This window comes from Kitasatospora sp. RG8, from assembly GCF_017813315.1.
GTDB lineage: Bacteria > Actinomycetota > Actinomycetes > Streptomycetales > Streptomycetaceae > Kitasatospora.
Genome location: NZ_JAGIYX010000021.1, coordinates 18,409 through 44,988 on the forward strand (window position 1 = coordinate 18,409; position 26,580 = coordinate 44,988).

At 74.9% G+C, this 26,580-nt stretch carries 22 protein-coding genes; 10 read left to right on the forward strand and 12 right to left on the reverse strand.

Going from position 1 to position 26,580, the window contains the following annotated elements:
- Positions 1-28: 28 nt before the first annotated feature.
- Genes J5Y04_RS43280 through J5Y04_RS26995 form a run of 4 tightly spaced genes read right to left on the reverse strand, consistent with a single transcriptional unit; the run spans position 29 to position 8,658 of the window.
- Positions 29-4,057 (reverse strand): TIR-like protein FxsC, encoded by a 4,029-nt coding sequence (locus J5Y04_RS43280; RefSeq protein WP_209414999.1) that lies wholly within the window; start codon positions 4,055-4,057, stop codon positions 29-31.
- Positions 4,054-5,172, reverse strand: a complete 1,119-nt coding sequence (locus J5Y04_RS26985) for a MoxR family ATPase (RefSeq protein ID WP_209415000.1) — start codon at positions 5,170-5,172, stop codon at positions 4,054-4,056. Before J5Y04_RS26985 ends, J5Y04_RS43280 begins: the two co-directional genes overlap by 4 nt.
- A gap of 40 nt (positions 5,173-5,212) precedes the next feature.
- Positions 5,213-7,327 carry a caspase family protein gene (locus tag J5Y04_RS42180; protein ID WP_307853310.1) on the reverse strand — a complete coding sequence of 705 codons (2,115 nt, stop codon included), beginning with the start codon at positions 7,325-7,327 and terminating at the stop codon, positions 5,213-5,215.
- The gene (locus tag J5Y04_RS26995) at positions 7,324-8,658 is read right to left on the reverse strand and encodes a hypothetical protein (RefSeq protein WP_209415001.1); all 1,335 of its coding nucleotides are present in this window, start codon (positions 8,656-8,658) and stop codon (positions 7,324-7,326) included. Before J5Y04_RS26995 ends, J5Y04_RS42180 begins: the two co-directional genes overlap by 4 nt.
- A gap of 343 nt (positions 8,659-9,001) precedes the next feature.
- Here J5Y04_RS26995 and J5Y04_RS27000 point away from each other — a divergent pair, with 343 nt between their 5' ends.
- Positions 9,002-9,427 carry a hypothetical protein gene (locus tag J5Y04_RS27000; protein ID WP_209415002.1) on the forward strand — a complete coding sequence of 142 codons (426 nt, stop codon included), beginning with the start codon at positions 9,002-9,004 and terminating at the stop codon, positions 9,425-9,427.
- A gap of 52 nt (positions 9,428-9,479) precedes the next feature.
- On the opposite strand, the gene J5Y04_RS27005 is transcribed toward J5Y04_RS27000, so the two are convergent.
- A complete protein-coding gene (locus J5Y04_RS27005) occupies positions 9,480-10,580 on the reverse strand; it encodes a chemotaxis protein (protein WP_209415003.1) in 1,101 nt (366 codons plus the stop codon).
- Between the two features lie 257 nt (positions 10,581-10,837).
- On the opposite strand from J5Y04_RS27005, the gene J5Y04_RS27010 reads away from it, so the two are divergent.
- Positions 10,838-11,092 carry a hypothetical protein gene (locus tag J5Y04_RS27010; RefSeq protein ID WP_209415004.1) on the forward strand — a complete coding sequence of 85 codons (255 nt, stop codon included), beginning with the start codon at positions 10,838-10,840 and terminating at the stop codon, positions 11,090-11,092.
- A 131-nt stretch (positions 11,093-11,223) separates the two neighbouring features.
- Here J5Y04_RS27010 and J5Y04_RS27015 read toward each other — a convergent pair whose 3' ends face one another.
- From J5Y04_RS27015 to J5Y04_RS27025, 3 genes are all read right to left on the reverse strand, one after another.
- Complete coding sequence (locus J5Y04_RS27015; RefSeq protein ID WP_209415005.1) at positions 11,224-12,936, reverse strand: sigma-70 family RNA polymerase sigma factor; 1,713 nt, start codon at positions 12,934-12,936, stop codon at positions 11,224-11,226.
- A 259-nt stretch (positions 12,937-13,195) separates the two neighbouring features.
- Positions 13,196-14,179: a CAP domain-containing protein gene (locus J5Y04_RS43645; RefSeq protein ID WP_209415006.1), complete on the reverse strand. Its 984-nt coding sequence runs from the start codon at positions 14,177-14,179 to the stop codon at positions 13,196-13,198.
- A 219-nt stretch (positions 14,180-14,398) separates the two neighbouring features.
- Entirely contained in the window at positions 14,399-14,938 is a 540-nt protein-coding gene (locus tag J5Y04_RS27025) for a GNAT family N-acetyltransferase (protein ID WP_209415007.1), read from the reverse strand.
- Positions 14,939-15,273: 335 nt separating this feature from the next.
- On the opposite strand from J5Y04_RS27025, the gene J5Y04_RS27030 reads away from it, so the two are divergent.
- Complete coding sequence (locus J5Y04_RS27030) at positions 15,274-16,818, forward strand: ATP-dependent DNA ligase (protein ID WP_209415008.1); 1,545 nt, start codon at positions 15,274-15,276, stop codon at positions 16,816-16,818.
- An 81-nt stretch (positions 16,819-16,899) separates the two neighbouring features.
- The gene (locus J5Y04_RS27035) at positions 16,900-17,412 is read left to right on the forward strand and encodes a hypothetical protein (protein WP_209415009.1); all 513 of its coding nucleotides are present in this window, start codon (positions 16,900-16,902) and stop codon (positions 17,410-17,412) included.
- A gap of 132 nt (positions 17,413-17,544) precedes the next feature.
- Here J5Y04_RS27035 and J5Y04_RS27040 read toward each other — a convergent pair whose 3' ends face one another.
- Positions 17,545-18,156, reverse strand: a complete 612-nt coding sequence (locus J5Y04_RS27040) for a TetR/AcrR family transcriptional regulator (RefSeq protein ID WP_209415010.1) — start codon at positions 18,154-18,156, stop codon at positions 17,545-17,547.
- Positions 18,157-18,510: 354 nt separating this feature from the next.
- Here J5Y04_RS27040 and J5Y04_RS27045 point away from each other — a divergent pair, with 354 nt between their 5' ends.
- The gene (locus J5Y04_RS27045) at positions 18,511-19,452 is read left to right on the forward strand and encodes an alpha/beta fold hydrolase (RefSeq protein WP_209415011.1); all 942 of its coding nucleotides are present in this window, start codon (positions 18,511-18,513) and stop codon (positions 19,450-19,452) included.
- A 105-nt stretch (positions 19,453-19,557) separates the two neighbouring features.
- On the opposite strand, the gene J5Y04_RS27050 is transcribed toward J5Y04_RS27045, so the two are convergent.
- On the reverse strand, positions 19,558-20,775 hold the full coding sequence (locus tag J5Y04_RS27050; protein ID WP_209415012.1) for an erythromycin esterase family protein: 1,218 nt from the start codon (positions 20,773-20,775) through the stop codon (positions 19,558-19,560).
- Positions 20,776-20,833: 58 nt separating this feature from the next.
- Between J5Y04_RS27050 and J5Y04_RS27055 the strand changes: the two genes are divergently transcribed.
- Positions 20,834-21,685, forward strand: a complete 852-nt coding sequence (locus J5Y04_RS27055) for a TioE family transcriptional regulator (protein ID WP_209415013.1) — start codon at positions 20,834-20,836, stop codon at positions 21,683-21,685.
- 43 nt (positions 21,686-21,728) lie between these two features.
- On the opposite strand, the gene J5Y04_RS27060 is transcribed toward J5Y04_RS27055, so the two are convergent.
- Positions 21,729-22,262, reverse strand: coding sequence for an NUDIX domain-containing protein (locus J5Y04_RS27060; protein WP_209415014.1), 534 nt, complete (start codon positions 22,260-22,262; stop codon positions 21,729-21,731).
- A 532-nt stretch (positions 22,263-22,794) separates the two neighbouring features.
- Between J5Y04_RS27060 and J5Y04_RS27065 the strand changes: the two genes are divergently transcribed.
- The 4 genes from J5Y04_RS27065 to J5Y04_RS27080 all read left to right on the forward strand — a co-directional run bounded on the left by J5Y04_RS27065 (position 22,795) and on the right by J5Y04_RS27080 (position 25,284).
- Complete coding sequence (locus J5Y04_RS27065) at positions 22,795-23,004, forward strand: ferredoxin (RefSeq protein WP_209415015.1); 210 nt, start codon at positions 22,795-22,797, stop codon at positions 23,002-23,004.
- Between the two features lie 90 nt (positions 23,005-23,094).
- Positions 23,095-24,309 (forward strand): cytochrome P450, encoded by a 1,215-nt coding sequence (locus J5Y04_RS27070; RefSeq protein ID WP_374106112.1) that lies wholly within the window; start codon positions 23,095-23,097, stop codon positions 24,307-24,309.
- A gap of 357 nt (positions 24,310-24,666) precedes the next feature.
- The gene (locus tag J5Y04_RS27075) at positions 24,667-24,819 is read left to right on the forward strand and encodes a hypothetical protein (protein ID WP_209415016.1); all 153 of its coding nucleotides are present in this window, start codon (positions 24,667-24,669) and stop codon (positions 24,817-24,819) included.
- A 180-nt stretch (positions 24,820-24,999) separates the two neighbouring features.
- Complete coding sequence (locus J5Y04_RS27080) at positions 25,000-25,284, forward strand: hypothetical protein (RefSeq protein ID WP_148647228.1); 285 nt, start codon at positions 25,000-25,002, stop codon at positions 25,282-25,284.
- Between the two features lie 378 nt (positions 25,285-25,662).
- Here the strand turns inward: J5Y04_RS27080 and J5Y04_RS27085 are convergent, their stop codons facing one another.
- A complete protein-coding gene (locus J5Y04_RS27085) occupies positions 25,663-26,547 on the reverse strand; it encodes a hypothetical protein (RefSeq protein ID WP_209415017.1) in 885 nt (294 codons plus the stop codon).
- Positions 26,548-26,580 lie beyond the last annotated feature (33 nt).

Consider the following 26,580-nt stretch of genomic DNA (forward strand, 5'->3'; position numbering starts at 1 on the left):
GCGGGTGCGGCGCCGCCGGAGGGGGCGGCTACTCGTCCCGGAAGGTCCTGCGCGCCCGGCCCATCTGCTCGTCGAACACGCGGGCGGCCCTCCGCACGGCGTCGGGCAGGGCGTCCTCGAACGCCGCCAGGTCGGCGAGGGGCGCGGGCGCCGATACAGAGTGCTTTTGCTGGGCCCACAACTGGCCGTACAGCAGCGCCGCAGTAGTCATGCCGCGCTCGCCGAGCAAGCGGGCTTCCGCCTGGTCGCTGCTGCTCCACGGTTCCAGGACGCTCATCCACCCGGAGTTGCGCGTGCCCACCTGAATCAGCCGTCCCTTCCGACGTGTGTCCAGCAGCACCCAACGGTCCAGCAGGAGCAGGGTCGGGGCGGGCCACGCCTGGCGCAGGAGGATCCGTTCGGACTCCGTGTCGAAGTCGTGCACCGTGGCCTGGAACCCCTGCCGGCGGGCGAGCTCGGCCGCATGCTCCGCCAGCGGCCCGCCCAGCTCGCCCGGGTAGGGGTTCCAGTCAGTACTGGCCTGGCCGTAGCTGTCGGGACTGCGGCCGGCCGGCAGTTCGTCCCGCCGGTAGGCGTACACCAGCACCCGCAGTTCCCTCGCCGGTTCGGGCTGCCCGGACTTGTCGGGTTGGGCGTCCCGGGTCGACTGCTGCTCGAACGCGCTCGGCAGGGCGTCGAGGTCCAGTGGCTGCCCGACCGGAATGTCCGTCTCCTGTGCCACCGCCACGATCCGCCTGGCCAGCCTGTGCACGGCCAGCTCGTAGGCGGGCTGGTGGTAGCTGAGCTTCATCAGCGTCAGCAGGCCCTCGGTGTCGTAGTCCGGGCCGAAGTCTGCGGTGTCGGCCTGGAGCCGGGTGGCCGCCTCGGGCGGGCGGTAGCGCTCCATCGGGATCCACTTCACCGGCACGATGCCCGTGCTGAACCCCGCGCCCGGACTCCGTGGGGCAACCGGCCGTCGGGTGAAGGCCTCCCACTCGCGGCCGCACCGTTGGCTCTGGAAGTACCGCCGGGCGTACAGGGGGACGAAGACCCGGCAGGACGCCAACGCCAGTGCGGCCTGCTCGGTCGAGACCTGTCCCCCGTTTATGAAGCCGACCGGCACTCCCCGGGGGACGTCGGTGATCTCCAGGATCGCCTCGCTGAGATCCTGGAAGAGTCTGCTTACCCAGATGGCGTCGGCACCGGAGTGACTGAGGCAGAAGTACGGCCGGAGGTCCGGTTCCGCATTCCTCCCCGGCGGCCCGGTCGGCAAGTAGCTGTCCGCCAGGGCCTCGAACTCCTCCGCCAACCTTCGCCATCCCCGGTCACCGGCGCCCTGGGCCATGCGTCGCAGATCGCCACGGTCACCGTGGTCGAGCAGGCCCCGCCGGAGCTGGTGCGGCAGCTCGGCCCCCGGCCTGAGGCCGTGCAGCCAGGGCACGACGAGCGGATGCAAGGTGTAGAACACCGTTCCGGTCGCGTCCTCCGACACCCCCCGAGCCCACTGGGCGAACAGTCCGACACCGCCTTCTCCCCGTTCCGTCGCATAGGCCATCGCGGGGGCGAACCACCCCTGCCGCATCCGGAGGCGCTGTTCCGGCGTCAGGTATCCGGGCGCCGCCGCCTCCAGCAGGGCGCCGCTCAGGGCCGGACCGTGCCCCAGTGCCAGCGCGTCCGCCGCCGTGGCCAGCACGGCCTGCACTTCCTCCGGTGCCCCGTCCAGCCGCTCCCGCAACCCTGCCGCAACGAGGAGCAGTTGGACGATTCGGTAGTCGCTCACGACCCGGGCGGCCTCGGCGAGTCTGACGTCGCCGTGTACGGCCTGCTCGGCCTCCTGCGGGGTGAACCGCTCGGGCACCTCAATGATGAGCACGTGCTCCGATGTTCGCCTTTCCAGGGCCCTCCTGATGACGGGACCGATCAGGGAGCCGGAGCGGAGCGTACCCAGGAGAAGGACCGGGCGCCCGCCCCGGCCGAGCCGCTCGGCCAGCAACTCGGCCCGTACCGCGGGGAGACCGTCCTCCTCCCCGGGGGAGGTCAGCACGTCATCGGCCCGGTCCAGCCAGACGACCGTGCGCGGGCCCACCTCCTGGGCCCGGTGCCCATCTCCTAGCAGGCTCTTCGCCCGCAGGACCGTCCAGTCGGGGGGCAGCCCGCGGAGCACCTCGAAGCAGGCCCGGGTCTTGCCGACCGCCGGGCCACCGAAGAAGAGCCCGGCCGCGGTCTCGCCGTCCACGGCCAGCTCGGCTAGCGACTGGCCGGCCACGTCCACCTCGCGCCGGACATAGGGGGTGAGGGCGGGCAGGCCCGGCCTCTGCTCGGCGGGCCGGACGCCGAGCAGCTCGGGCCGCTCCAGCGCCTCGGCGACGGACATCACCGTCCAGTCCGTCTGCCCGCTGCCACCAGGCTGCTCGTGGGCGTTCTGCGCCTCGAAACCGCCCGCGGACCCGGCACCGCCCTGCGACTCGGCGAACGGCAGCGCTCCCGGCGCGACCGCGCGGGCGTGCGTGCCGTCGGCGACGTGGCCCGCCAGGAAGTCGGCGGCGGTGCGGCGGGACCGCAGGTAGGCGGCGACCTGGTGGCGGACGGTCCGGCGGATCTCGGCGACGTCCTCACGGCGCTGGGCACCGAGCAGGGCGTCCCGGACGCCGGGGAGGAAGTCGAACTCGAAGCCGTCCGGGTCGGTGCCGGGCGCCGGGGCCTCCCAGGGGGCGAGCAGGCCGCCGAGCAGGACCTCCGCCAGGTGGCCGTGGTCGGCGTCCGGGAGCATCGCCCGGCGGACGAGGGTCATCACGGGGAGGACGAGCGGCACGGCGGACAGGTGGCCGGCCAGCTCCTGCGCCAGCGGGGAGGCGGTCTCGCGGAACTGCTTGAGCGCCGGTTCGGCCGTGAGCGGCGCCGCGGCGGCACCGGCGGCCTCTGCGGCGGGCGGGACGGCCGAGTCCGCGCCCGCCGCCGGCCCGGGTCCGCCGGCCAGCAGGCAGCTGAGCCGGCTGCGGCGGCCGCCGCCGGAGACCAGGGCGGCGAGGGCGGCCAGTGAGGACGGGCTCGGATCCACCACCGGTACCGGCAGTGGCCGGCCGACCGGGTCCGCCAGGTCGCCGGCGTCGGCCCGCAGCCGCCGGTGGGAGCGCCCGCGCGGGCGGGTGGCGGCGGCCTCCCAGCGGGCGTTGGGGGCGGCCGGACCGGTGGCGCGCAGCCAGAGCGGGGTGGGACGGACGGCGCCGCGGGACCAGAGGCGTTCGGGCAGCACGTTGAGCACGGCGACCGAGCCGTGCCGGCCCCACCCGCGCAGCACCGCGTCCAGGGCCGGCCCGCCCCAGCCTCCGCCGACGGTGTCGGTGACCACCAGGACCAGGCGGCGGCCGGAGGGGTCGGCGATCTCCTGCGGCCGGCGGGGCGCCCCGCCGGGGCGGGCCGCGAGGCCGGGGAGTCCACCCGCTTCGGTGCCGCCGAGGTACCAGGTGCGGACGTCCCGGAAGACACCGGTCTGGGCGATCACCCTGCGCAGCTCGGCGACCAGGTCGTGCCAGAGGGCCATCGAGCGGTGGGTGTCGATGACCAGGGCGAGGTCGAGCCAGCGGCCGGGGGTGGGGCGCAGGACGGGCACCAGCAGCCGCTGCTCGACGCCCGCGCTGACGGTGGCCTCCTCGTCCAGCTCGGTCTCACTGCGGCTGTGGGCCAGGGTGCGGCGACCGAGCGGGCGCAGGGCACGCATGACGGCGAGCGGGTCGGCGAGGGCGGCGGCGCGGGCGACCCGGACGAGGTCGCCGCGGCGGGCGTCCGGGGCCGGCTCGGTGCTGCCGGGGGCGGCCAGGTCGGCGGTGGCGTAGTGCTGTTCGAGCCTGCCGCCGGTGGAGCCGGGGGCGGGGTCCGGGTCCGGGTCGTCGGCTGCGTCGGGGCCTGGGGGCGGGTCGGCCTCGGGGGCGGCCGGGTGCTCGGGCTGCTGCGGCCGCTCGCGGGGGGCTCCGCCGAGGCAGCCGGCCAGCCAGAGGATGTCCGCCAGCTCCTCCGCGCCGAGGCCGGCCGCGGAGGCGGCGTCGGCCTCGGCAAGGGCGCGCAGCAACCGGTCCGTCACGGCGAGGCCGGTCCGGTGAGCTTCTGCAGGACGGTGTGCAGGAAGGCCTCGCGTTCGGTGTCGTCCGACCAGGCGCCGCTGAGCCGGAGCTGGACGGCGTTGAGGAGCTGGTCGGTGGCGAGGTCGCCCTCGGCCCGCCGCTCGTCGAAGGCGTGGATCAGTCCGAGGACGAGGTCGCGGCGCCGGTCGTCGAGGTCGGCGGGGAGGCGGAGCCGCTGTCTGACGATCTGTTCGAGCCGGGCCGGGCCGGGCGGCTGGACGTGCAGGCGGATGCAGCGGCGGAGGAAGGGCGGCGGGAAGTCGCGCTCGTTGTTGCTGGTGAGGACGACGATCGGGAAGGCCCGGCACTGGACGCGGCCCCGGTCGACGGCGACGGTGGCGTCCTGGGCCTCCGGAACTTCCGGGGCCTCGTGGCCGGCCGCGGCCTCGCGGGTGCCGGGGGTGTCATCGGTGCCCGGGGTGTCGTCGGTGCCGATCCGCACGCGCGGTTCGCGGGCGGCGATCCGGGCGAGCTCCGGAATCTCGAAGCCGCCGTCCTCGAAGACGGTGAGCAGGTCGCCGGGCAGGTCGATGTCGCTCTTGTCGATCTCGTCCACGAGCAGGACGCGGGGGCGGTCCTGCGGGATCAGCGCGGTGCCCAGCGGGCCGAGCCGCAGGTAGGGGGCGATCGAGCGGTCGGGTGCCGAAGTGACCGGTGGACCACCGTGCAGTTGCTGGAGGTTGGCGTCGTGCAGGCGGCTGATCGCGTCGTAGCGGTAGAGCCCGTCGCGCAGGGTGCTGCGGCTGGTGACCGGCCAGTGCAGGACCGGGCCGAGGCCCAGGTCGGTGGCGATGCTGTAGGCGAGGGTGGACTTGCCGACGCCCGGCTTGCCGGTGACGAGCAGCGGGCGGCTCAGGAGGAGGGCGGTGTTGACGGCGTCGATCTCGGTCTCGTCGGCGACGTAGCCGGTGCCGCGCCGGGTGGTGCGCTCCCAGGCGTGTCCGGAGGGACCGGGCGCCCGGTACTGCGGGTCCGGCGTGCCGTCGAAGTCGCGCCAGGGCGGCTGCTTGCCGGCCAGCCGGGCCAGCCGGTCGCCCGGGGTGCCCTCGCCCTGGTAGATCCACCAGTCCTTCATGTGCTGCTTCCTTCCCTTCCAGGCCGGAGGGCGATCCCCGTCAGGACAGTGATCTGGTCCGGGGCCGGTGCTCGGGGTCGTCCCAGAGCAGTCCGAGGCGCGGGCCGGCCGGGCAGCCCGCGCACCCGCCCGGGGCGGCTGCGATGCGTAACAGCCTTACGGTGTCGGGCAGTCGGTCGAGGTCGAGGCCGGGGTCAGGGTCGGGGCCGCGGGCGGGGTCGCCGGCCCGGTCGGTCGCGGGGCCGGCACGGGAGGCGAGCAGGGCGGCGAGGCCGTCGGGCCGGGTGCAGCAGTCCGTCGTCGCGCCGGGCCGCACCCAGACCGCGATCGGCAGGCCGGCGTCCAGGACCGTCTCCAGCCGGTCGGCCGGCGGTGCGGGGTGCCGGTCGAGGAGGGCGCAGACCGGGTGGTCCTCGGCGCCGAGCCGGTCGGCCAGGCCGGGGTCGGGCGGGGTGTCCCCGGCGAGCGTGCGGACCGCGTCCGGGTGGCGGCCGCCGTGCTCGCGGTACCAGGCCCACTTGCGCCGCCACCGGTGGCCGGACTGGTGGGTGCGCTCGTCCGGGCAGCGCACCAGCACCTCGTACTCGGCGCCGAGTTCGGCCGTGCGGCGGGCGCGGATGGGCAGCGGCCAGCGCTCGAACTCCTCGTCGAGCAGCGGTTCGGGGACGTGGAACTCGATCCGCCGCAGCTCGGGGCCGACGGCGGCGCCGAACACCTGCCGGGCCAGCTCCTCCCGCACCGCGGCCAGGGTGATCGGGCGGGCGGACTCCCAGAGCGCCTCGAAGCCCCGCCGGTGCAGCCACATCCGGACCAGGTAGGCGTCCTCGCCACTGGACTCGGTGAGCTGGACGTGCAGTTCGGTGCGGCCGTCCCGCTCGCGCGCCGGGGGCACGGGGACGGCGTCGGCGCCGAGCCGGCGGCCGGTGCGCCGGACCCAGTCGACCAGCCGCTCGGCCCGGTCCCGGTCGTCCTCGCGGGCGGCGAGGTAGCGGACGAAGGCCAGCGGGAGCGGGAGGCGGCGGGAACCGGCGCCGAGCCGGTGGTCGAGGTCGCGCACCACGGCCATCGGCTCGGCGGCGGGCAGCACCGGCCCGGGCGGGGCGCAGCCGGCCGCCTCGAAGGCCCACCGGTAGGCACGGTAGGCGTCCGGCGGCAGGCCGGGACCGGGGAAGAGGCCGTCCAGCTCGGCCCAGGCCTGGTCGTCGAGCCTGGGCGCGCCGGGCTGCTCCGGCGGCCAGCCGTCGTCGGTGAGCGGGTTGCCGTCCCAGCCGCTGATGCGCCACTGGATCTGCTGCCAGGCCTGGCCGCGGTCGGCGAGTGCGGCGAGGTCGGCGTGGACCTCGCGCGCGATGTCGGGCAGGCGGCGCAGGTTCTCGTCCAGGCTGCGACTGTCCAGCCGGGCGAGCAGGGTGTCCGTGAGCCGGCCGGCGCTGCCGATGTTCTGGGCGGGCAGTCCGGGCCGGGTGGCGTAGAGGACGAAGGTGCTGCGGCTGCGCACCAGCGTGCCCTCGCCGTATTCGACCCGGCCGAAGGTGGGGACGGCCCCGGTGCGGACGTCGAGGCGGCAGGCGTCGCCGATCGAGACCACCCGGCGGAACCGCCGGTTGACCTTGTTGGAGCTCCAGAACCGGAGGGCGGAGTCGAGGTCGAGGTGACGGATCGGCGGGGCGGAGGCGTCGGCGAACGGCAGCAGCAACTGGTCGTGGTCGCCCGCGAAGCCGTGACCGGCCCAGTAGATGAGGAGCAGGTCGCCGTCGCACTTGGGCAGTTCGCGCAGCAACGCGTCCTCGATCTCGTTGCCGGTGGCGGGGCGGTGGGCGGGCAGCCCGGGCGGGGCCGTGAGCGCGGCGGGCGCGGTGCCGGCGGCTGCGGGCGGCGGCGCGACGGTGGTTGGTGCTCCGCCGGGCGGGGCGGCGGCGGGCGGCGCGACGGCGGGGGCCACGACGGGTGCGGGCAGCGGGGAGAGGAAGAGCCGGACGTTGGCGGCGGGCACGCCGGCCGGGCCGGTCAGCCACTCGGCGATGCGGACGGCGTCCCGGGCGGGGCCGCGGAGGTCCCAGTCGGCGCCCACCCCGTACGACTCGATGCCGACGACCAGGGCGAAGACGCGTTCGGGCGCGAGGTACTGGGCGTCGTCGACCAGGAGGTGTCTCACCCGGCGGCCCCGGCGGCCGGCACCACGGGCGCGTCCCCGGCCAGTGCCGCGGCGATCCGGTCGTAGAGGGCGGGGAGCTTGAAGTAGGCGCTGTGGCAGTACGGGAACGGCTGGCGGCTGCTCACCTCGTGGTCGGTGACGCGCGGGTCGCCGGGGAAGACGGGCCCGGCCCGGTAGCCGAGGACGTCCCCGGGGTCGTAGACGTTCAGCCAGTCCGGGAACCCGGCCGGCAGGGCCGCGCCCGGTTCCAGACCGCTGAGCGCGCCGAGTTCGTGCAGGAACGGCGCCTGTGAGCCGACGGTGACCAGCAGCCGGACCCCGGCCGGGGGCTCATGGCGGGCGGCGGCGAGGGCCAGGCAGTCGACCAGGGCGATGCCACCGAGGCTGTGGCCGATCAGTACGGTCGGCCCGGGTGCGGCGGCGATCCGTTCGGCCAGGAACGCCCGGAGCGGGCCACCGCGCGCCTGGTAGCGGAGGATGTCGCCGAGTGCGGGGGTGGCGCCGACGGTCAGGGCGCCGCGGTGGCGGTCCAGCATCCGCTGGCCGCCGATCCGCATGCTGAGCCTGCCGAGTACCCCGGCCGCCCGGCCGAGCGGCCCACGGGCGGCGCCACCGAGGCGGTCGCCGAGGAGTTCGACCAGACGGTCACGCTCGTCGGCGGTGCAGAGCGCCTCGGGGCCGGCCGCGGTGAGGAGTTCGGCGGTCAGCGCGCGGGCGGCGAGGGCGATCAGCTCGGCGCCGGTTACCGGGTCCACGGCGCGGTCGCAGGCTTCGGTGAACTCCTCGGCCCCGGCCAGCCGGTCGAGGGCGGCCGGCAGGTGCGGGCCGAGCCCGGTGGCGGCCAACAGGGCGTCCAGCTCGGCGTCTTCGGCCGTGGGGCTGTCCGCTCCGGCGGGCGCGAGCACCGCCAGTTTTCCGGCGACGGTCTCGCCGGGCGTCCGGACCCCGGGGGCGCCGAAGCCCTCGTCCTCGACGGGCAGTCGGGCGAGCACCCGCAGCTCGCAGAGCGGGTCGACCAGCAGCAGCGCCCAGCCGCCGTCCGCCCCGCCGCCGTCCGCCCCGCCGGCCGAAGCCCCCGGCCGTGCCGCCGCCGTCTGGGCCGGCAGGGCCCTCGGGGCCGGCAGGAACACCGGCGCCGCCCCCGGCCGGCCGGCGAACCCCGGGATCGAGGCGCCGCCCGCGGCCAGTGTGGCGCCGTGGTCGTCGCCCCAGTAGCAGGGCGCCACCTCGGCGTCCGGGAACCGGGCCGTCAACTCCCGGGCGACCAGCTCGAACAGCGGGTCGTAGCCCGCGCGCCGCACGCCGGTGCCGTGCACGAAAAGGAATCGCATGCCGCCCCCACGCCCTCCGCCGAGTCCGCGGACTCCCCGAGCCCCGGATGCTCCGGTCAGCACCCTAGCGCCGCACTTCGGCGCGCGGCAGCGGTCCGCCGCAAATCAGCGCGCGGCGGGGGCGGCACCACCGGACAGCTCGCTCGGAAAGGGGCTCCGTGGCAGGTTCCCTGACGCTCCGACAGGACCGCTCCGCCTTGCTTCTCCGGCACCGGGGAGGGCGCCGGCCGAGGCGGCGAGGAGCACCGGGGAGACGCTGCGATCTGACGCACCATCGACTGTCAGTCCCCCTTGCTACAGTCGCGAGCGTTCGACAAACGGTTACACACCATGGGGGGCCTGAATGAACGAGGAACTGCGGCGGTTCGGCGTCGAGGCGTACGACCGCTGGACGGCGATGTGGAACGGCGACACGGGCCTGGCGGCGGAGATCATGGCCCCTGAGTTCACCCTGCGCTACGCCCAGGCGAACACCGAGGCCTTCGACGAGGCCCGCACCCCCGACCAGCTCGCCGAGCTCGTCGCCGGGTGGCACCGGTACCGGTCCGGGATCAAGTTCGAGGCCCAGGGGACGGCGGTGGTCGACCTCACGCTGGTCGACGGCCGTCCGTCCGGGCTGGTCGCCCGCCCCTACCTCGCCACCTTCGCGGACGACCAGGGCAGGCCGGTGGCCCGCAGCGGGACGGACATCCTGCGGATCACCGACGGCCTGATCAGCGAGGTCTGGTCGGTCTCCTCGGGCGCCGCCGGGCGGACGTTCTACCGCTGACGCACCGGGGCCCGGTCGCCTTCCCGCGGCCGGGCCCCCGCCGTGACGGCGGTCAGTACCGCAGCGCCGCGGCGATCCGGCCGTGGGCGGCGAGCTCCCCGGCGGGGACGAACTGCACGGTGGCTCCAGTGTCCAGCGCCCGCTCGACGATCTCGTCCACCATGTCCTCGCGGACGTCCGGCTCGCCGTCGGGGGCGGGCACCAGGTGGTTGTCCGTCACCTTGACGCGCTCCCAGTAGTTCTCCTCCACCGCCAGCACGGCGACCCGGCCCTCGGTGACGTTCTGCCAGACCTCGTCCATGCCGCTGGCCAGCGCCCTGACGCCGAGCGACTGGTCGAGCCGCCGGTGCAGTTCGGCGACGGCCTGCCGTGCCTGCTGCTCGACCGTGGGCCGGGCGGCCTCGACGACGACGGCGGGCGCCGCGTGGCCGAGGCCGCCCCGCGGTACCTGGGCGGCGGCGCGCTTGACCGCGGTGCCGACCTCGCCCAGCAGGGAGAGCGCGGCGGCCTCGCCGAGCACGTAGAGCGGGCGCGGGTCGGCGTCCAGCACGGCGCCGAGCGCGGTGTCCGCCTCGCGCAGGAAGCGCCTGGTCTCCTCGTCGCGGAACGTGCTGGGCACGTCGCCGATCCGCTCCTTGCGCTCCACGTCCCAGTCCGGGCCGACGTGGTCCAGCGGGAAGCCGCCCGCCGTGTGCTCCGCCAGCCTCGCCCCGGTACCACCGAACAGGGCGACCCGGTCGGCGGCGACCGTCAGCACCCAGTGGGGCGCACTGGCCGTGTAGGCGGAGACCAGATTGCGGGTCAGGAAGGTCTCCGAGAACACCACCCGGGCCGGCACGGTGCGCGGCAGCGACCAGACCTGGTGCTCACCGGGCGCCGCGAAGATCACCAGACCGTCCTCGGCGTGCACCAGGTCGACCTCCCGCAGGGCCAGGTCCAGCTGCCCCACCACGTCCAGCCGGTCGGCCCGGGAGAGTGCCTCGTCCGCGTGCAGCCGGTTCTTGGCCTCCGCGATCAGGTTGCGCAGGCGCACCGGGTCCTGGGTCTTGTCGGGCTCGCTGCGGTGCGTCGGCAACAGGACGGAGACGGCCGGGTAGCGCCGGGGGCGGCGCAGCTCGGCGAGGACGGCTGGCGTGAGCTCCGCTGTGTGCATCGGATGCCCTTCTTGTCGCGGTTGGCGTGGGCGCAGTCGGAATGTTCGGCTTTGCCGGATTCCCCCCACCCCTCCCCATCCCACGGCCCTCCTAAGCCGCCCGTCACCGGGAACCGCGCTCTCCGACCGCGGCCTGTCCGGGCCCGTGGACGATCCGTCCGCCCCCGTCCACCCGTCTGTCCACCGCACGTCCACGCGCACGTCCACCGGCCGGATCCGGCCCGTAACCCGTGCGGCGGAGCGTCGTTGGACAGCGCATGAAGAAGCGCAGCATGCTCGCCGTCGCCTCGCTCGCCGTGGGTGTCGTGGCCTCCCTGACCGCTCCCAGTGCGCACGCGAGTGCGGTCGGCGGGCAGGGTGACCTGACCGGCCCGCTCCAGCAGGGCGGGGCGCTCACCACGGCACCGGCCGCCGTCCAGGGGCAGGTCGGGGACGCCGGCGGCGTGACGGGTGACGCGACGGGCTATGTGACGGGCCAGGCGAACGGCCTGGTCGGGATGCCCGCCGTCTGACCGCCCGCGGCCTCGCCCGACCCCGCCTGGTTCCATCTGACCGCCCGTGACCACCCTTGACCGCTCGGGGGCAGGCGACTGTCGACTCCCGGCCGGACACGGTCGGCCGGGAGTGCCCGCCCCGGCACGGCTCAGCCGAGTGGGGCGCCGAGGTCCTGGGTCCAGTAGAGGCCCGCGGGCCCGGTGGCGACGCCGACACCGACGTCCTTGAAGGCGCAGTCCAGCATGTTGGACTGGTGGATCCCGCCGTCCATCCAGCGGGAGAACACGGTGGCGGGGGCGCTCGTCCCCCGGTCGAGGTTCTCGCCCCACTGCGACCAGCGGTAGCCGGCGGCGGTCAGCCGGGCGTCGGCGCGGGCGCCGTCCGGGTTGACGTGGTCGAAGAAGTTGCGGGCCACCATGTCGTCCGCGTGCTTCTGGGCCGCCGCGTGCAGCTTCGGGTCGATCCGCAGCGGGCCGCAACCGGCCTTGGCGCGTTCGGCGTTGACCAGGTCCACCAGCTGGCGCTCCGGGCCGGGCGGGGTGGCCGTCGGACGGGCTGCGGTCGGTGACGGCGTGGGGGTGGCGGTGGCGGGCGGCTCGGTGGGCAGCGGCGCCGCCGTCGCGCTCGCGGTCACCGGAGGCGTGGGGACCGCGGACGGCTCCGGGGCGGGCGGCACGGGTATCGCGGCGGCCGGGGCTATGTCGGGCGCGGCGGCGGCCGGGGCGGTCGGTTCGGGCCCGGCCGGCTCGGGCTGCGGGTGGTGCGGCCAGACCAGGGCAAGGGTCGCGACGGCGAGCACCGTCGCCGTGCCGCCGGCCACGGCCGCCTTCCCCCGGGTGAGGGCGCTCCACGGACCGCTCCCGCCCCCGGTGGGGTCGGCCGGAGTGCCGGCGGCGCCGTGCGCCGCTCCGCCGTGCGCCGCTCCGCCGTGCGCCGCTCCGCCGTGCGCCGCTCCGCCGCTGGCACCGCCGTCGGTGGCACCGGCGTGCGCGGCACCACCGTGCGCGGCACCACCGCTGGCGCCTCCGCCCGTGGCACTGCCCGGCGTCGCCGTTGCGGCCGTGGCCTGGAACGACAACGCCACCGGCGAGTCCAGCGGAATCGGCACCAGGGCCAGGCCGGCCAGCAGTCCCTCGGCGGGGAAGAGGTCACGGCCGAGCCCGTCGCAGGCGGCGCAGCTGCGGATGTGCCGGGCGATGCGCTTGCGCCAGACCGAGTTCGGGGTGCCGTCCCAGCCCGTCGTCACCTCGGCCAGCTCCGGGCAGCGCGGGTAGGCCGTGAGCGCCCGGACGACGACCCGGCCGGCCTCCAGCTGCTTCTTCATCCGCTGCACCCGGACCGCCGTGTGCTGCGGGGACAGGTCGAGCGCCTCGGCCAGCTCGGCCCGGGTGAGGTCCCCGCAGGCCTCAAGCCACCAGAGGGAGAGCAGCTCGCGGTCGTCCGGGTCCAGCCAACGGGTCGCCTCGGCCACCTCGCGCCGCTGCCCGGAGAGTCCGAGGCGCAGGATGGTGAGGTCGGTGAAGTCGGCCCTGGGGTCGGCCAGCTCCCACGCCTCGTCGAGGCCGCCGACGGTGCTCTGCTGCTGGCCGGTGCAGCGGCGGCGGACCTGGTTCATGGTGATCGCGACCAGCCAGGAACGGAACGACTCCGGGTCGCGCAGCCCGTCCAGGCCGTCCAGCGCACGGATCATCGTCTCCTGCGCGACGTCGTCCACGTCGGCATGGCCGTTCAGCGCGCGCCCGGCCACGTTGTACACCAGCGGCAGCCAGGTGGCGACCAGCGCCTCCTGGGCCTGCCGGTCGCCAGCCTGAGCCGCCAGCACCAGGGTCGTCCCGGTCCGGTTCTGCACGTCAACGTTCATGGGTCCGCACTCCGTCTTGCCGTCATCCGTCCGCCGCTGCCTCCTCGGAGACCTCGGCGAAGTGCTCAGATAACAACAATTCGCGCGGATTCGGAAAACGGGGCTCGGGGACGCCTCCCGGCGGGGGTTCGGCCGGACCGTCCGGCGGGGTCGGCCGAGGGGCCGGCCCGGGGTTGTGACGTGGTCCCGGCACGGGGTTGTGACGAGGTCTCGGTGGGGTCGGCCCGGGGTGCCGGTGGTTCCGGCCGGGCCCGGCGGGTCAGGACGGCGAGGCGAACACCTGCGTCCACCAGGGGCCGCCGGAGCCGGTCTTCACGCCGACGCCGATCTGCTTGAACGAGCAGTTGAGGATGTTGGCGCGGTGGCCCGGGCTGTTCATCCAGGCGTCCATCACCGCGGCCGGGTCCTTCTGGCCCCGCGCGATGTTCTCGCCCCAGGCGCTCCAGCGGTAGCCGGTCTCCTCTATCCGGTGGTCGGCGTGGTAGCCCTCGGGGCTGGCGTGGTCGAAGTAGTTGCGGGCCGCCATGTCCTCGCTGTGGCCCTGGGCGGCGGTCGCCAGCCGGGGTTCGGCGGTCAGCGGGCCGCAGCCGTTCTGGGCGCGCTGCGCGTTCACCAGGTCCACGACCTGCTGGGCGTACTCGGCCGCGGTGCCGCTCGCCGCGGTGGCCGGAGCCGGGCCGCCGCCCCGGGCGGAGGCCGTGGTGCTCGCGGACGCCTTGGCAGGGGCACCCGCCGAGGCGCCGGAGCTCGCCTTGGCCGACCCGGCCGGGCTCGAACCCGTCGCGGTGGGCTTGGCCGGGCCCGTGGCCGAGGGGGTCGCAGCGGCCGTGGTCGCAGCGGTGGCCGACGGGGTCACGGGGGCGGCGTGAGCCTCGTCGGTGGCGGTCGGGCTGCCACCGGCCGCGGCCGGCGTCGCGTCGAAGCCGCCGGCGCCGGGGACCTGGATGCCGTCGTGGTCGCCGGCCTCCGCCGCGATCTGCGGCTCCAGCGCCACCGCGGCCCCACCGTCCCGGTCACTCCCGGCCCCGCCGTACGCGGCGTACCCGGCTCCGACGAGCGCCGCGAGCACCCCGGTGCCGGCCACCGCGGCCACCACGGCCGCCACCGGGCCGGCGCCCCGGCCGCGGCTCCGGCGGCCCCGCCCACGACGCCGGTCTGCGGCACGACGCGCGGAACGGCCGCCGTCCGCGGCGCGGCGGCCGGAGGCGGCGGGGAGGATGGTCGTCCTGTCTTCGCTGTTCACCTGGGCACGCTTCCTGTGTCGGGTCGGCCGGTACGGGTGCCGACAACTGGGAGACCTCGCGGCGGCGCGTCGATAACAGAAAACACGAACGAATTTCCGAGTCCCGACCGGGGGGTCCTCCGGCACGCCCCGGGCCGGGCACGGACGTGGGGCCGGCCGCAGCCCGGGGACCGGAGAAGGACGAGGGCCGGGACAAGGACCGGGGCCGGGGCTGCGTGGTCAGCCCGCGTCCGGCGCCATGTCGTAGGTGACGAACATGGTCCGGGTGGCGACCTGGTCGTACTTGCTCCGCGCCCGGTGGTTGTTGTCGGAGGTGATCCACCGCACCACGTTCCAGCCGCGCTCGGCGGCGATCTCCCGCAGCCGGGCCAGCAGCGCGTCCACCGCACCACCGCCGCGCGCGTCCGGGCTCACGAACAGGTCGTCCAGGAAGCCGCCGACGGCCCCGTGCAGCGGCCGGGAGAAGGGGCGGTAGTGGGCCAGCCCGACCGGCGTACCGCCGGCGTCGCGGACCAGCAGGCCGTCCAGCTCGTGCGCCGGATCGTTCAACCAGGACCAGACCAGTTCGGCCTTCTCCTCCGGCATCGGAACGCGGTAGAACGCGCAGTAGCCGGCGAAGAGCTCGCGCCAGGCGGTGTAGTCACCGCTCCCGGGCGCGTCGACGGTCCAGCGAGTGGCGGGCTCCGTCGTGATGACGGTGGCTGCCTCGGTGACGGTGGCTGCCTCGGTGGCGGGGGCGCCGGCGGTCTGGGGAGTCATCTCGGCCTCCAGGGGTCGGGTGGACCACGGTTCTCGCGCGGCGGTGCACCGCGCGCGGTATCGCGCCAGCATGACGGCCCGTCGGGTCGCCACAGATGGACGGGGTGGACAAGAGCGCCCTGGGGCCCGCTCCAGAGCGGCGCAGCCCTCCGGCCGTCGCGAAGGCGTGTCCTGCGGTCCGCGACGGACCCGGTCGCGGATGCTGGAGCCCCCGCCCGCCCCGGCGTGCCCCCGGCCGCACCGCCCCCGGCACGTCCGACGCCCGTACGTCCGCCGGCTGCCCGGTAGGTCCGCCAACTGCCCTGCCCGGCCTGGCCCGGCCCCGAGGAGTTCACATGCTGCTCCGTCACCTGGCCCAGACCTCCCGCGCCGTGGCGGCCGAGTCCGGCCGCCGGGCGAAGATCACGCTGCTGGCCGACTGCCTTCGCGAACTCGGCCCGGCCGAGGCCCCCGCCGCGGTGGCGCTGCTCTCCGGCGAGTCGCACCGGCTGCGCACCGGCGTCGGGCCGGCCGCACTGCGGGACCTGCCGCCGCCCGCCGCCGAGCCCTCACTGGGCGTCCGGGAGGCCGAGGGGTTGCTGGAGGCCATCGCCGAGGTGCACGGCACCGGTGCGCAGGCCGGGCGCCGTCGACTGCTGGCCGGGCTGTTCGAACGGGCCACCGGCGTCGAGCAGGCGTTCCTGCGGGCGGTGCTGGTCGGCGAGTTGCGCCAAGGCGCGTTGGACGCGGTGGTGGCGGACGCCGTCGCCCGGGCTGCCGGGGTGCCTGCGGCGGCGGTGCGGCGGGCGCTGATGTTCCGCGGCTCGGCCCGTGCGGTCGCCGAGGCTGCGCTGACCGGCGGGGCGCCGGCGCTGGACGCCTTCCGGCTGGAGGTCGGCCGCCCGGTGCGACCGATGCTGGCCGCCTCGGCGCCGGACGTCGGCTCCGCCCTCGACCGGATCGGCCCCGCCGCACTGGAGTGGAAGCTCGACGGCATCCGGGTCCAGGTGCACCGGGACGGCCGGGACGTCGCGGTGTTCACCCGGAGCCTGGACGACATCACCGCCCGGGTGCCCGAGGTGACGGAGGCCGCCCTCACCCTGCCGGTCCGCTCGGCGGTGCTGGACGGCGAGGCGATCGCGCTCGGCCCGGACGGCCGCCCCCGCCCGTTCCAGGAGACCGCCGCGCGGACCGCCTCCCGGCGGGACCCGGAGCGGCTGCGGGCCGAAGTCCCGCTCAGCGCCTACTTCTTCGACCTGTTGCACCGCGACGGCGAGGACCTGGTGGACCGGCCGGGCCGGGAGCGCTGGGCCGCCCTGGCCGGGTCGGTGCCCGCCGGCCTGCGGGTCGCGCGCACCGAGACGGACGACCGGGACCAGGCGCTGGCCTTCTTCCGGGAGACGCTGGCGCTCGGTCACGAAGGCGTGCTGGCCAAGGATCCGACGGCGGGCTACGCGGCCGGCCGGCGCGGCGCCGGGTGGATCAAGGTCAAACCCCGCCACACCCTGGACCTGGTGGTGCTGGCCGCCGAGTGGGGCAGCGGCCGCCGGCGCGGTTTCCTCAGCAACCTCCACCTCGGCGCCCGGGCCGCCGGCGAACCGGGCCTCGGCCCCTGGGTGATGCTCGGCAAGACCTTCAAGGGCCTGACCGACGAGACGCTCGCCTGGCAGACCACGGAACTCCTCACCCGCGAGGTCGAACGGGACGCGTACACCGTGCGGGTACGGCCGGAACTGGTCGTGGAGATCGCCTTCGACGGCGTCCAGCGCAGCCCCCGCTACCCCGCCGGGCTCGCCCTCCGGTTCGCCCGGGTGGTCCGTTACCGGCCCGACAAGAACGCCGCCGATGCCGACACCGTGGCCACGGTCCGGGAGTGCGCGACCTCCCACGAGTTCTCCTGAGCCCTGCTGAACCCCTTTGGACCCGGACGGTCCGCGGGAATCCGATGGACCCGACCGCCCCCGTGAGGCGGTCATGAAGAGATGTCGTCCACCGAATCCGCAGCCCACGAGCTCCAGGACCACGCCGTTCTCCGGAGCATCGGCGAGATCCGGTCTCACGATGTCGTCACCGCAGCCTGCGATGCACTCGTTGCCGGACTCGACAGCCCTGCCTTGCGGGCCCTGGCCGTCTGCACACGCGCCGAAGCGGACTACGACGTGCCCGGGATCCTCCCCTCGGCGCTCGGCGAGCTCGGCCTGACCTTCCATCCGGTCGGCAGCACCGCCGGCCGGGAAGCCGCCGCACGGGCACTCGCGACCCTGCTGCTGGCCGGCCGGCTGACTCCTCCGGAGCTCGCCTTCCAGATCCACCAGCGCTCTGGACACGAGCTGCCCCTGGCCGAACGGCTCACCGAGCTCGACGACGAGTACGGCATGCTGGACTTCGGGGGCGGCAGGGCACCGTCGGAGGTCGACGACGAGGTCGTGGCCGAGGCGCACCGACTGGCACAGCGCCCTCGCGTCTCACCCGATCCCACGAACACACCGACCTGACGCACACCGATTGACCCGTCGGTTCGTGCCGGACCGGCTTCGGGCAAGACCGGCTTCGGGCACGACCCGGATACGCCCGATGCACCCGGGACCCGCCAGGGGATGATCTCGGCTTCCGGGCGTGCGCCACGGTCAGTGCGGCTGCCGGAGTCCAGCGACGAGGAGCGCGACCAGTCGGCGTGCGTCGTAGCGGGGGTCGCTGTCTGCGCCGATGCAGAGGTTTCCGATGCCGCGCATGAGTTGGTAGGCGTCGAGGTCGGCCCGGATCTCGCCGGAGGCGGCGGCGGCGTCGAGGAGTTCGGTGCACACCGGCAGGAGACGGTCGAGGAAGTAGGCGTGCAGCGTCTCGAAGCCGGCGCTGTCGTTCTGCATCGCGGCGGCCAGGCCGTGTTTGGTGACCAGGAAGCCGACGAAGAGGTCGGCCCACCGCCCCAGGGCGGCATGGGGGGTCGGGCTGGACGCCAGCAGGGCCGGGCCGGCTTCGGCACAGGCGTCGACCTGGTGGCGGTAGACGGCGATCACGAGGTCCGCCCGGGTGGGGAAGTGGCGGTAGATCGTACCCGTCCCGACTCCGGCCCTGGCCGCGATGTCGCGCACCGGCGCCTCCACGCCCGAGGCGACGAAGGCCTCCGCGGCCGCGTCCAGCAGGGCCTGCTGGTTCCTCCGGGCGTCCTTGCGGTTGGACCTGGCCGAACTTCCCGCACCCTGGCCGTCGTTGCTCACCGCGATCTCCCTCCATGGCATTGCAAAGCGGAACCGAGTTCCGTATCGTAATCGGAACAAGGTTCCGTTTCATTCATGATGGCAGACCGGCGGGCGGTCGGCCAGATCGCCGCCGCGCCTCCGCTCCGGCCCCGGTCGGGGGAGCGCGCGACCCTCGGCCCGGCATTGATGTCTCCGGGCACGAGAAGCGCTCGATCCCCGCTCCCGGCCCGCCCCTTGCTGCCCTGTCCCGTCCTGCCCTGTCCCGTCCTGCCCTGTCCCGTCCTGCCCCGTCCTGCCCCGTCCCTTGGCTGCCCTGCCCTTCCCGGCTTGCGCTCCACCGACCGCCGGCCGCACCGCACCACGACTGCGAAGAACCGAACGGAAGGCACTTCCATGTCCGACTCGAACACCACGAACGCTCAGAAGACCGCGGGCGCGCCCACCCTGGTGGTGTCCGCGAAACCGGTCGTCCTGTCCGCCCCGGACCGGGGCGAGGACCTCCAGGTCCGCATCTCCGCCCCCGCGACCGGCGGCGATCTGCCCGTCATCGTCTTCTCCCACGGCTTCGGCTCGTCGATGAACGGCTACGCCCCGCTGGCGGACTTCTGGGCCGCCCACGGCTTCGTGGTCCTGCAGCCCACCCACCTCGACTCCAGGACGCTCGGCCTCCCCGCCGAGGATCCCCGGACACCGCGGATCTGGCGCTTCCGCATCGAGGACCTCAAGCGCGTGCTGGACGGACTCGACGTCCTGGAAGCCTCCGTGCCGGGCCTCGCCGGGCGCCTCGACCGCGAACGCATCGCCGTGGCAGGCCACTCCTGGGGAGCCCAGTCGGCGAGCACGCTGCTGGGTGCCCGTGTCCTCGACTCCGACGCCGTACCCGGCGAGGACCTGTCCGACCCCCGCGTCAAGGCGGGCGTGCTGCTCGCCCTGACCGGCCTCGGCGACGATCTGACCCCGTTCGCCGCCGAGCACTTCCCCTTCATGAAGCCGTCCTTCGACACCATGGCCGCACCGGCTCTCATCGTCGCCGGGGACAACGACCAGTCGCACCTGTCCACGCGCGGACCGGACTGGTTCACCGACCCCTACACCTACAGCCCGGGAAACAAGAGCCTGCTCACGCTGTTCGGGGCCGAGCACTCGCTCGGAGGAATCCCCGGGTACGAGGCCGCCGAGACGACGGATGAGAACCCCGCCCGCGTCGGCCTGGTCCAGCGACTCACCACGGCCTTCCTGCGCAGCGCCCTCCATCCCGAGGACACCGGATGGAAGGCGGCGGCCACCGCACTGGAGGAAAGCCCCGACCCGCTGGGGAAGCTGCAGAGCAAGTAGGCGCCCCTCACCAGGGCCGTCGCAGGCGGACGCATCCGCCGTTGACCCCCGGGGCGCCTCTCACGTGTCCGAGGCGCCCCGGGGGCCGGACGGCCGGTGTCGGCGTCAACCCGGCAGGACGTCCTTCACGAACACCATCCCGTCGCTATTGGCCAGGTGGGCCGGGTCGAACGGGGCGTAGCCGAACCAGCCGGACACGCGGGGCGCGAGCTGCCTGTCGCCGAGGGCTGCGGCCAGCCGCGGGGCGTCGACGACGCAGCGGTCCTCCGGGAGCGCGTACAGGTGTCCTTCGACGGTGTCCGGCGGCGGCGTGTCCACCCCCTGGTGCCGGATCGTCCCGAGGGCCGTGGCCACGAAGCCGTACTCCCCGCCGAGCCGGGCGTTCACCAGCGCACCGGCGCTCCACCACTCCACCCGCCCCTGCCACATCTGCACCGAGCTCTTCTCCCGCTGGAGATGGGCGTTCTGGGCGTGGACGAGCGCCGGGCCCCGGGCGGCGAGGGCCAGGAGGTTCTGGGACATCATCAAGTCCCGCAGCGCGCACAGCCGGGTCATGCGGGCCGGCGACGTGTCGGCCATCCAGTGGTGGTAGCGGAGCAGGCCGGTCGCGGTGCGTCCGTACAGACGAGCCCTGTCCAAGTCGTCGGGCGAGGTCGCCGCGAGCAGGTGCGGCGTCTGCGCGTCGAGCAGGGCGACCAAGTCGTCGGCGAGCAGTCGCAGTTGCCCGGCCTCGGCCGACCGCCCCACGGACTGGGCCGGGTCGGTCATCGCGGCCGGGTCGGTCCACCGGTCGTCGGCGCCGAGGAGGCGGTCGACCGTCTCCGCGGTGCAGGGGAGCAGGTCGGCGTCGACCTCGCGCGAGAGGTAGCCGTGGAGCGCGGTGAGGGCCTGCCGGGGGCTCGCCGCGCCGGTGATCTCCAGCGGGCCGTCGAAGCCGGCGAAGCGGAGCCGCTCCGACGCCGGCCGGCCGTCGTGGTCGGCGCGGGCGTTGTGGGCGCGCATCCAGCGCACGAGCTCGCGGTTGGCCGCGGAGGCACCCCAGCCGTGACTGAATCCGTGCTCCATCACCGCGTCGAGCGAGCCCGTGCCCGAGGTGACGTAGTCGTCGACGAGCAGGCCCGTCATGCAGTCGCTCTCGATCGCGATCGTCCGGTAGCCCTCCTGCTCCACGAGTTGCCGGAAGAGCTCGTTGCGCAGGTCGAGCAGCGAGTCCTCGCCGTGGGTGGGCTCGCCCAGCGCGAGCAGCCGGGGCCTGGCCGGGAACAGCCCCATGACGGCGGCTGCCTCGACGGCACGGACGGTGTCCTTGATGTCAGTAGCCATGCCTTCAACGCTATCGTTGAACCTTCGGTGGAAACTTTTCCGCGATACCGTCGGCCTCATGGGGAAAAACCTTCAAAGCGGTGATCGGCTCAGGCCGGTTGATCTGGCACGCGGGCACGGTCTGTCCACGCAGGCGGTCAGGAACTACGAGGAGGCCGGCATCCTTCCGGCCGCCGACCGCACACCCCACGGCTACCGCACCTACACCTCGCTGCACGCACGGGCCCTGCGCGCGTTTCTCGCCCTGGTGCCCGGTCACGGCCACCAGACGGCGACGGCGATCATGCGGGCGGTGAACCAGGACTCGGCCGAGGAGGCGTTCCGCCTCATCGACGAGAGCCACGCCCAGCTCCTCGACGACCGGCGGACCCTCCAGGCCGTGGAGAGCGCCCTCCGCGACCTGGAGCCCTACACGGCGTCCGGGTCCGGACCCGGTGCACGGTCCGGGCCGGCGGCGGGACGGGGGTCGGCCGCGAGGTCCCGGCCGGAGGCGGGGTCCGGGTCCGGGTCCGGGTCCGGGTCCGGGTCCGGGTCCGGGTCCGGGTCCGGGTCCGGGTCCGGGTCCAGCAGCACGTTCATCGGACCGCTGGCAGGGAAGCTCGGCATCCGGCCCGCGACGCTGCGCAAGTGGGAGCACGCCGGGCTGGTGCGCCCGGGCCGCGACCCGCGGACCGGGTACCGCGTCTACGACGAGGCCGACGTCCGGGATGCCCGGCTGGCCCACCAACTCAGGCGGGGCGGTTACCTTCTGGAGCAGATCGCCCCACTGATCACCCAGGTGCGGGCGGCCGGCGGGCTGGAGCCGCTGGAGGCCGCACTGCTCGACTGGCACACCCGGCTCTCCACCCGCGGTCGGGCGATGCTGAGCGGGGCCGCCGAGCTGGAGGCGTACCTCGGCGCGCGCGGATGAGACTTCGGTCGCCGGCCGAAGGGATCAAGGCCAGGCGGCCCGGTCACGCTCCCCGGAGCCGGTCGGACTGCGCTGCGAACCGTGCCGCATGTTGGCGCATTCGAGCCCGGTCCGCGGCAAACCAGCCGTCCCACTCCTCCTCCAGGCCCACCCACCTCGCCGGCTGCCCCGTCTCCGCGACGAGCGGCACATCCGCATCGACGACCACGGCATACGACAGCCCGAACGTGACGGGAGCACCCGACTGATAGGAACGGACGGTTGCCAGAGCCGGCTCCCGGAACAGCTCCGCCCGGATTCCGGTCTCCTCGAACAGCTCGCGCCCTGCAGCCTCGCGGGGAGTCTCGCCGGGTTCCACCTGCCCACCGGGCGGGACCAGCCCCCGCCACCGGTGCTGCACCAGCAAGACCCGGGACAACGATTCATCGAACACCCAGACCTCCGCCGCGAGCGGGCGCACCAACTCGGGCCCGGCGGCGGCCAGCCACTGACGTGCCCCATCGAGCTCCACCACCGCCAGAGCCGCATCTGCCGTCGCCGCTTCGTGGGCCCGCTGTCCGATCGTCTCTCCAGTCATCGGGCCACCGAACGAAGTCCCACCGACACCGACGGATCTCTCGGGACCAGGCCTGTCAGGACGGGCTCCCCGGGACGGGCGCGCCAGGACGGGCTCCCCAAACCGAGCCTGTCGGGACGGACTTGCCGGGACGGACTTGTCGGGACGGACGGCTACGACGGTAACGGAGCGTCGTCCCGGAGGACTTCCGTACCCGGGCGCACCCGAGCTCACAGTCTCGGCGATCCACCCGGCGAGACGTTCGCCTTCCGGGCGGGTGAGCATCTCGGCAAAGGAGGACCGGGCCGGCGGCGGTGTCCCGCCGCCACTGCGGAGGCACTCCCCCGCCCCAGCCGCCGACCCGCACAGGTGTTCTGACGAAGCCTCAAACATCTTTCACTCCTTGGACTTTGACCATCAGAGTGGAATCGGCCATTTTGCCCGAAAGCGGCGAACCACTCTTCGTGTGCGACAGAACGACGGTTAGGTTGACATCAGCGGGGGGCGGCCGGCCCGGGTGAACCGGTGCCACACCACGGAGAGGTGTCCGTACATGCAGGTGAGCGTCGACCCGTCCCGCTGCTGTAGCTCCGGCCAGTGCGTCCTGACCGTGCCGGAGGTCTTCGAACAGGGCGACCACGACGGCCTGGTGAGACTCCGCCTGACCGTCCTGCCGCCGGCGCAGTACGCCGACGTGCGACTCGCCTCCGCGCTCTGCCCCGGCGGCGCGATCACCGTCACCGAGGACGACGGCGGCGCGTAGCAGCCGCGCGCTCACGCGCTCCGTCATCCGCCCGGTTCCGGCCGTCACCAGCTGCCGGCTGTCACCCCCCCCACGCAAGGAGATCCCACCTTGACGAGCACACCCACCGCCCCCGCCATGCTGCTCCCCGCACCTCACGACAGCCGCTGCCCCTTCAGCCCGCCGCCCGTCTACACCGCGGCGGCCCGGGCCGGCTCCGTCAGCCGTGCCGAGCTGCTGGACGGCTCCTCGTGCTGGCTGGTGACCGGCTACCGCGAGGTCCGCACGGTGCTCTCCGACCACCGCTTCAGCGCGGACGCCCGCCGGCCCGAGTTCCCCAGCCTCGTCCCCGGGCGGCGCGAGATCGCCGCCGCCAACCCGAGCTTCCTGCGCCTCGACGACCCCGAACACTCCCGGCTGCGCCGCATGGTCACCGGGGACTTCCTGGTCAAGCGGGTGGAGGCGATGCGGCCCGGTATCCAGCAGATCGTCGACGAGGCCATCGACGACATGACCGGGACCGGCGGGCCCGCCGACCTGGTCGCCCGGTTCGCCCTGCCGGTGCCCTCGCTGGTGATCTGCCTGCTGCTCGGTGTCCCCTACGAGGACCGGCAGCTGTTCCAGGACCTCAGCCGGGCACTGATCAGCACCACGACCGCCCAGGAGGAGGCCGCGCGGGCCCAGGACGAGATGCTGGACTACCTCGGCGGCCTCGCCGCGCGGAAGCGGCGGCAGCCCGATGACGACATCCTCAGCCGGCTGGCCGCCCGCGACGACCTCTCGCTCCGGGAGATCGCCTCCACCGGCATGCTGCTGCTGTTCGCCGGGCACGAGACCACCGCCAACATGATCGGGCTCTCCACCCTCCTGCTGCTCCGCGATCCCGGGCAGGCCGCCCGGCTGGCCGACCCGGCCGCGCTCCCCGGGGCCGTCGAGGAACTCCTGCGCCACCTCACGATCGTCCACACCGGCCTGCCCAGGCTCGCCCTGGAGGACGTGGAGCTGGGCGGCACCCTGATCCGGGCCGGCGAGGGGGTGATCGCGATGCTCTCCACCGCCAACCAGGACGAGGAGCTGTTCGGCACCCCGGGCAACCGACCCGTCGACGAGCTGGACGTGGACCGGGACGCCCGGCGCCATCTGGCCTTCGGCTTCGGCGTCCACCAGTGCCTCGGCCAGCCGCTGGCCCGGGCCGAGCTCCAGATCGCGCTCGCCACGCTCTTCCGCCGACTGCCCGGGCTGCGGCTCGCGGCACCGGACGACCAGCCGGCCTTCCGCACCGATTCGCTCATCCACGGGCTGTTGGAGCTTCCGGTCACCTGGTGAGCCGGGGCGGGCCCCACGGCCGGCGGACGGCGGACGGCGGACGGCGGACAGCGGACGGCGGACAGCGGACGGCGGACAGCGGTCGGCGGACAGCGGTCGGCGGACAGCGGTCGGCGGACAGCGGCTCTCGGCCCGTGTGGTCACCGGACGGCGCGGGGCACGTGGCGGACGGCGGACGGGCCGCGCTACCCGCGGTGGCAATGTTCCCGGGCCCCGGTTGGCCTCGGGGCGGGCTCGGGGGCAGGCTGGAAGGGCGAGACAGAGACCCCGGTCCGGCGTCCGCCCGGCGCCACCCGTCCACGGTGCACTCGGACGTGCCCGGGTCCGGCCGAGGAGACGGAGCCCACGATGACCGACATGAGCGCACGGTCCGAGGTGAGCGTCGACCGCGAGGAGGACGTCCGCGCCGCCGACCCCGAGGAGGGCATCACCTCGATGCAGAACCTGCACGCGCAGGACACCTCGCAGGCGGAGGGCGAGCCCCGGGACGAACCCGAGGCGCGCGGCTGACCGTCCGCGACGAACGAATTCCACGAGGCCGCCCGGCGCACGGGCGGCCTCCGCGACCGCTGGTGTCGCTGCCGCATCGGCGGCGGACCGGCGGGGGAGGATTGGCGCATGAGCGAGCAGCAGCAGGGCGCAGCAGCGGCGCAGGGCGGTCGGCCGACCGGGCCTCCGGGGGATCCCCGGATGTCATGGGCCACCTGGACCACCCAGTCGATCATCAGTGGCCCCGGCGGTGTCACCACCGCGGAGGTCGGCCCGATCTCGGGGGACCTCACCGTACACACCACGTGGGTGGACGGCGAGGCCCGGCTGACCGTGCAGTACACCGGCGCACTGGACTGGTACACCGTGTCCGGCAGCCCCGTGCCGGCGGCGGACGAGATCACCGCGCGGGCGATCCACCAGGCCATGGTGAACGCCGTCAAGGCCGGCCGCGGAGCCGCCGCCCCGCAGGCACCCGGCGTCTGACCCGGGCCTGCGCAGCGGCCGGCCAGGGCGGCGGCCGGTCGATGCGGCAGCCGTCCCGGCCGTCCCCTGCAGCGGTCGGCCCGTGCGGCGGCGTGCCCGTGCGGCGCCCGTCCCCGTCAGCGGTCGGCCCATGCGGCGGTGTGCCCGTGCGGCGGTCGGCCGGTGCAGCGGTCGGCCCGCGCGACGCTCAGTCCGTGCGACACCGGACCCGCGCCGGGGGGCGTGGGCTGCCCAGGGACCTCCCGCGGACCACTCCCCCGGGCCCGAGGCCCGGGGCCCTTCCGGCTGCCCCGGGCCGGCCTGACTCTCCCCGGGTCCTCCCCGGTGAGCCGGCCGGCCTGACCCTCCCGTCGGCACCCGGCTGGTGCGGGTCCTCCTTCAGGGGGCCGTTTCCCCCTGCACGGCCGGGGCCGCGGCGGACCAGTAGGCGCCGTCGGCGGGGCGGCGGGAGCGCAGGTCCTTGTGGACCGCCCGGCCCACCTTGCGGGTGTCGCGGCGATTGATGGTGGCGCCGAGGCCCGCGCCGACCAACAGCGGGATCATCGTCGGCAGGCGGCGCAACGTGCTGCGGGTGAGCCGTTTGCGGACCTGCTGGCGGACCTCGCCCCCGAGCGCCATCGCGGCGAACCCGGCCGGCTTCACCAGCGTCGTCGCGTTGATTCCCCGCCGGCCCGCCCAGGCGCCGAGGTAGGCCGACGCCCGGTGGGTGGCGGTGCCCTGGGCGGGGACGCCGTAGACCTCGTGCAGTTCGGCGATCAGTTTGATCTCTACGGCCGCCACGGCGAGCGTCTCGGCGGCGATCTCCACCGGCATCGCGGGCGGAACCGGCAGCATCGCCGCCGCCCCGACTCCGGCGCCGAGCGCGGCGGACGCGCGGGCTGCACCGAGGATCAGCAGCTTGGCCAGCGCGTCGGGATCGGCCGCCGTCGGGTGCTGGGACCGGAGGGTGGCGAGGTTCCGGATCGGGATGCGCGGAGCCGCCTGGATCAGCTGGTCGGCCAGGGTCCGGCCGCCGCGCGCGGCGCCCTTCGCGGCGGACCGGCTGCCGGTGCCGAGCCGTCTGGCGACCGAGGCGATCAGCTCCGCGGCCCGGCGGCGTCCGCGCTCGGCCCCGTACTCGGCGACCCGCCAGTCCGCGCCGCCCTCGGCCGGTCCCGGGTCGGGCTTCTCCATCTCCTCGACCAGCTCGGCCAGCTCGTCGGCAATGTGTCCCGGGGCGGGGTCCGGCTCTCCGGAGCGCCTCGGCCTTCTGAATATTGCCATGCCCTGCCGTTACCCGGTCGGGCGCCACGGTAC

Bases quoted from the DNA above. Each gene is read 5' to 3' on its own strand.
- J5Y04_RS26985 (WP_209415000.1), bottom strand. From the start codon at position 5,172: ATGAAGGACTGGTGGATCTACCAGGGCGAGGGCACCCCGGGCGACCGG.
- J5Y04_RS26995 (WP_209415001.1), bottom strand. From the start codon at position 8,658: ATGCGATTCCTTTTCGTGCACGGCACCGGCGTGCGGCGCGCGGGCTAC.
- J5Y04_RS27000 (WP_209415002.1), top strand. From the start codon at position 9,002: ATGAACGAGGAACTGCGGCGGTTCGGCGTCGAGGCGTACGACCGCTGG.
- J5Y04_RS27005 (WP_209415003.1), bottom strand. From the start codon at position 10,580: ATGCACACAGCGGAGCTCACGCCAGCCGTCCTCGCCGAGCTGCGCCGC.
- J5Y04_RS27010 (WP_209415004.1), top strand. From the start codon at position 10,838: ATGAAGAAGCGCAGCATGCTCGCCGTCGCCTCGCTCGCCGTGGGTGTC.
- J5Y04_RS27015 (WP_209415005.1), bottom strand. From the start codon at position 12,936: ATGAACGTTGACGTGCAGAACCGGACCGGGACGACCCTGGTGCTGGCG.
- J5Y04_RS27025 (WP_209415007.1), bottom strand. From the start codon at position 14,938: ATGACTCCCCAGACCGCCGGCGCCCCCGCCACCGAGGCAGCCACCGTC.
- J5Y04_RS27030 (WP_209415008.1), top strand. From the start codon at position 15,274: ATGCTGCTCCGTCACCTGGCCCAGACCTCCCGCGCCGTGGCGGCCGAG.
- J5Y04_RS27035 (WP_209415009.1), top strand. From the start codon at position 16,900: ATGTCGTCCACCGAATCCGCAGCCCACGAGCTCCAGGACCACGCCGTT.
- J5Y04_RS27040 (WP_209415010.1), bottom strand. From the start codon at position 18,156: ATGCCATGGAGGGAGATCGCGGTGAGCAACGACGGCCAGGGTGCGGGA.
- J5Y04_RS27045 (WP_209415011.1), top strand. From the start codon at position 18,511: ATGTCCGACTCGAACACCACGAACGCTCAGAAGACCGCGGGCGCGCCC.
- J5Y04_RS27050 (WP_209415012.1), bottom strand. From the start codon at position 20,775: ATGGCTACTGACATCAAGGACACCGTCCGTGCCGTCGAGGCAGCCGCC.
- J5Y04_RS27055 (WP_209415013.1), top strand. From the start codon at position 20,834: ATGGGGAAAAACCTTCAAAGCGGTGATCGGCTCAGGCCGGTTGATCTG.
- J5Y04_RS27060 (WP_209415014.1), bottom strand. From the start codon at position 22,262: ATGACTGGAGAGACGATCGGACAGCGGGCCCACGAAGCGGCGACGGCA.
- J5Y04_RS27065 (WP_209415015.1), top strand. From the start codon at position 22,795: ATGCAGGTGAGCGTCGACCCGTCCCGCTGCTGTAGCTCCGGCCAGTGC.
- J5Y04_RS27075 (WP_209415016.1), top strand. From the start codon at position 24,667: ATGAGCGCACGGTCCGAGGTGAGCGTCGACCGCGAGGAGGACGTCCGC.
- J5Y04_RS27080 (WP_148647228.1), top strand. From the start codon at position 25,000: ATGTCATGGGCCACCTGGACCACCCAGTCGATCATCAGTGGCCCCGGC.
- J5Y04_RS27085 (WP_209415017.1), bottom strand. From the start codon at position 26,547: ATGGCAATATTCAGAAGGCCGAGGCGCTCCGGAGAGCCGGACCCCGCC.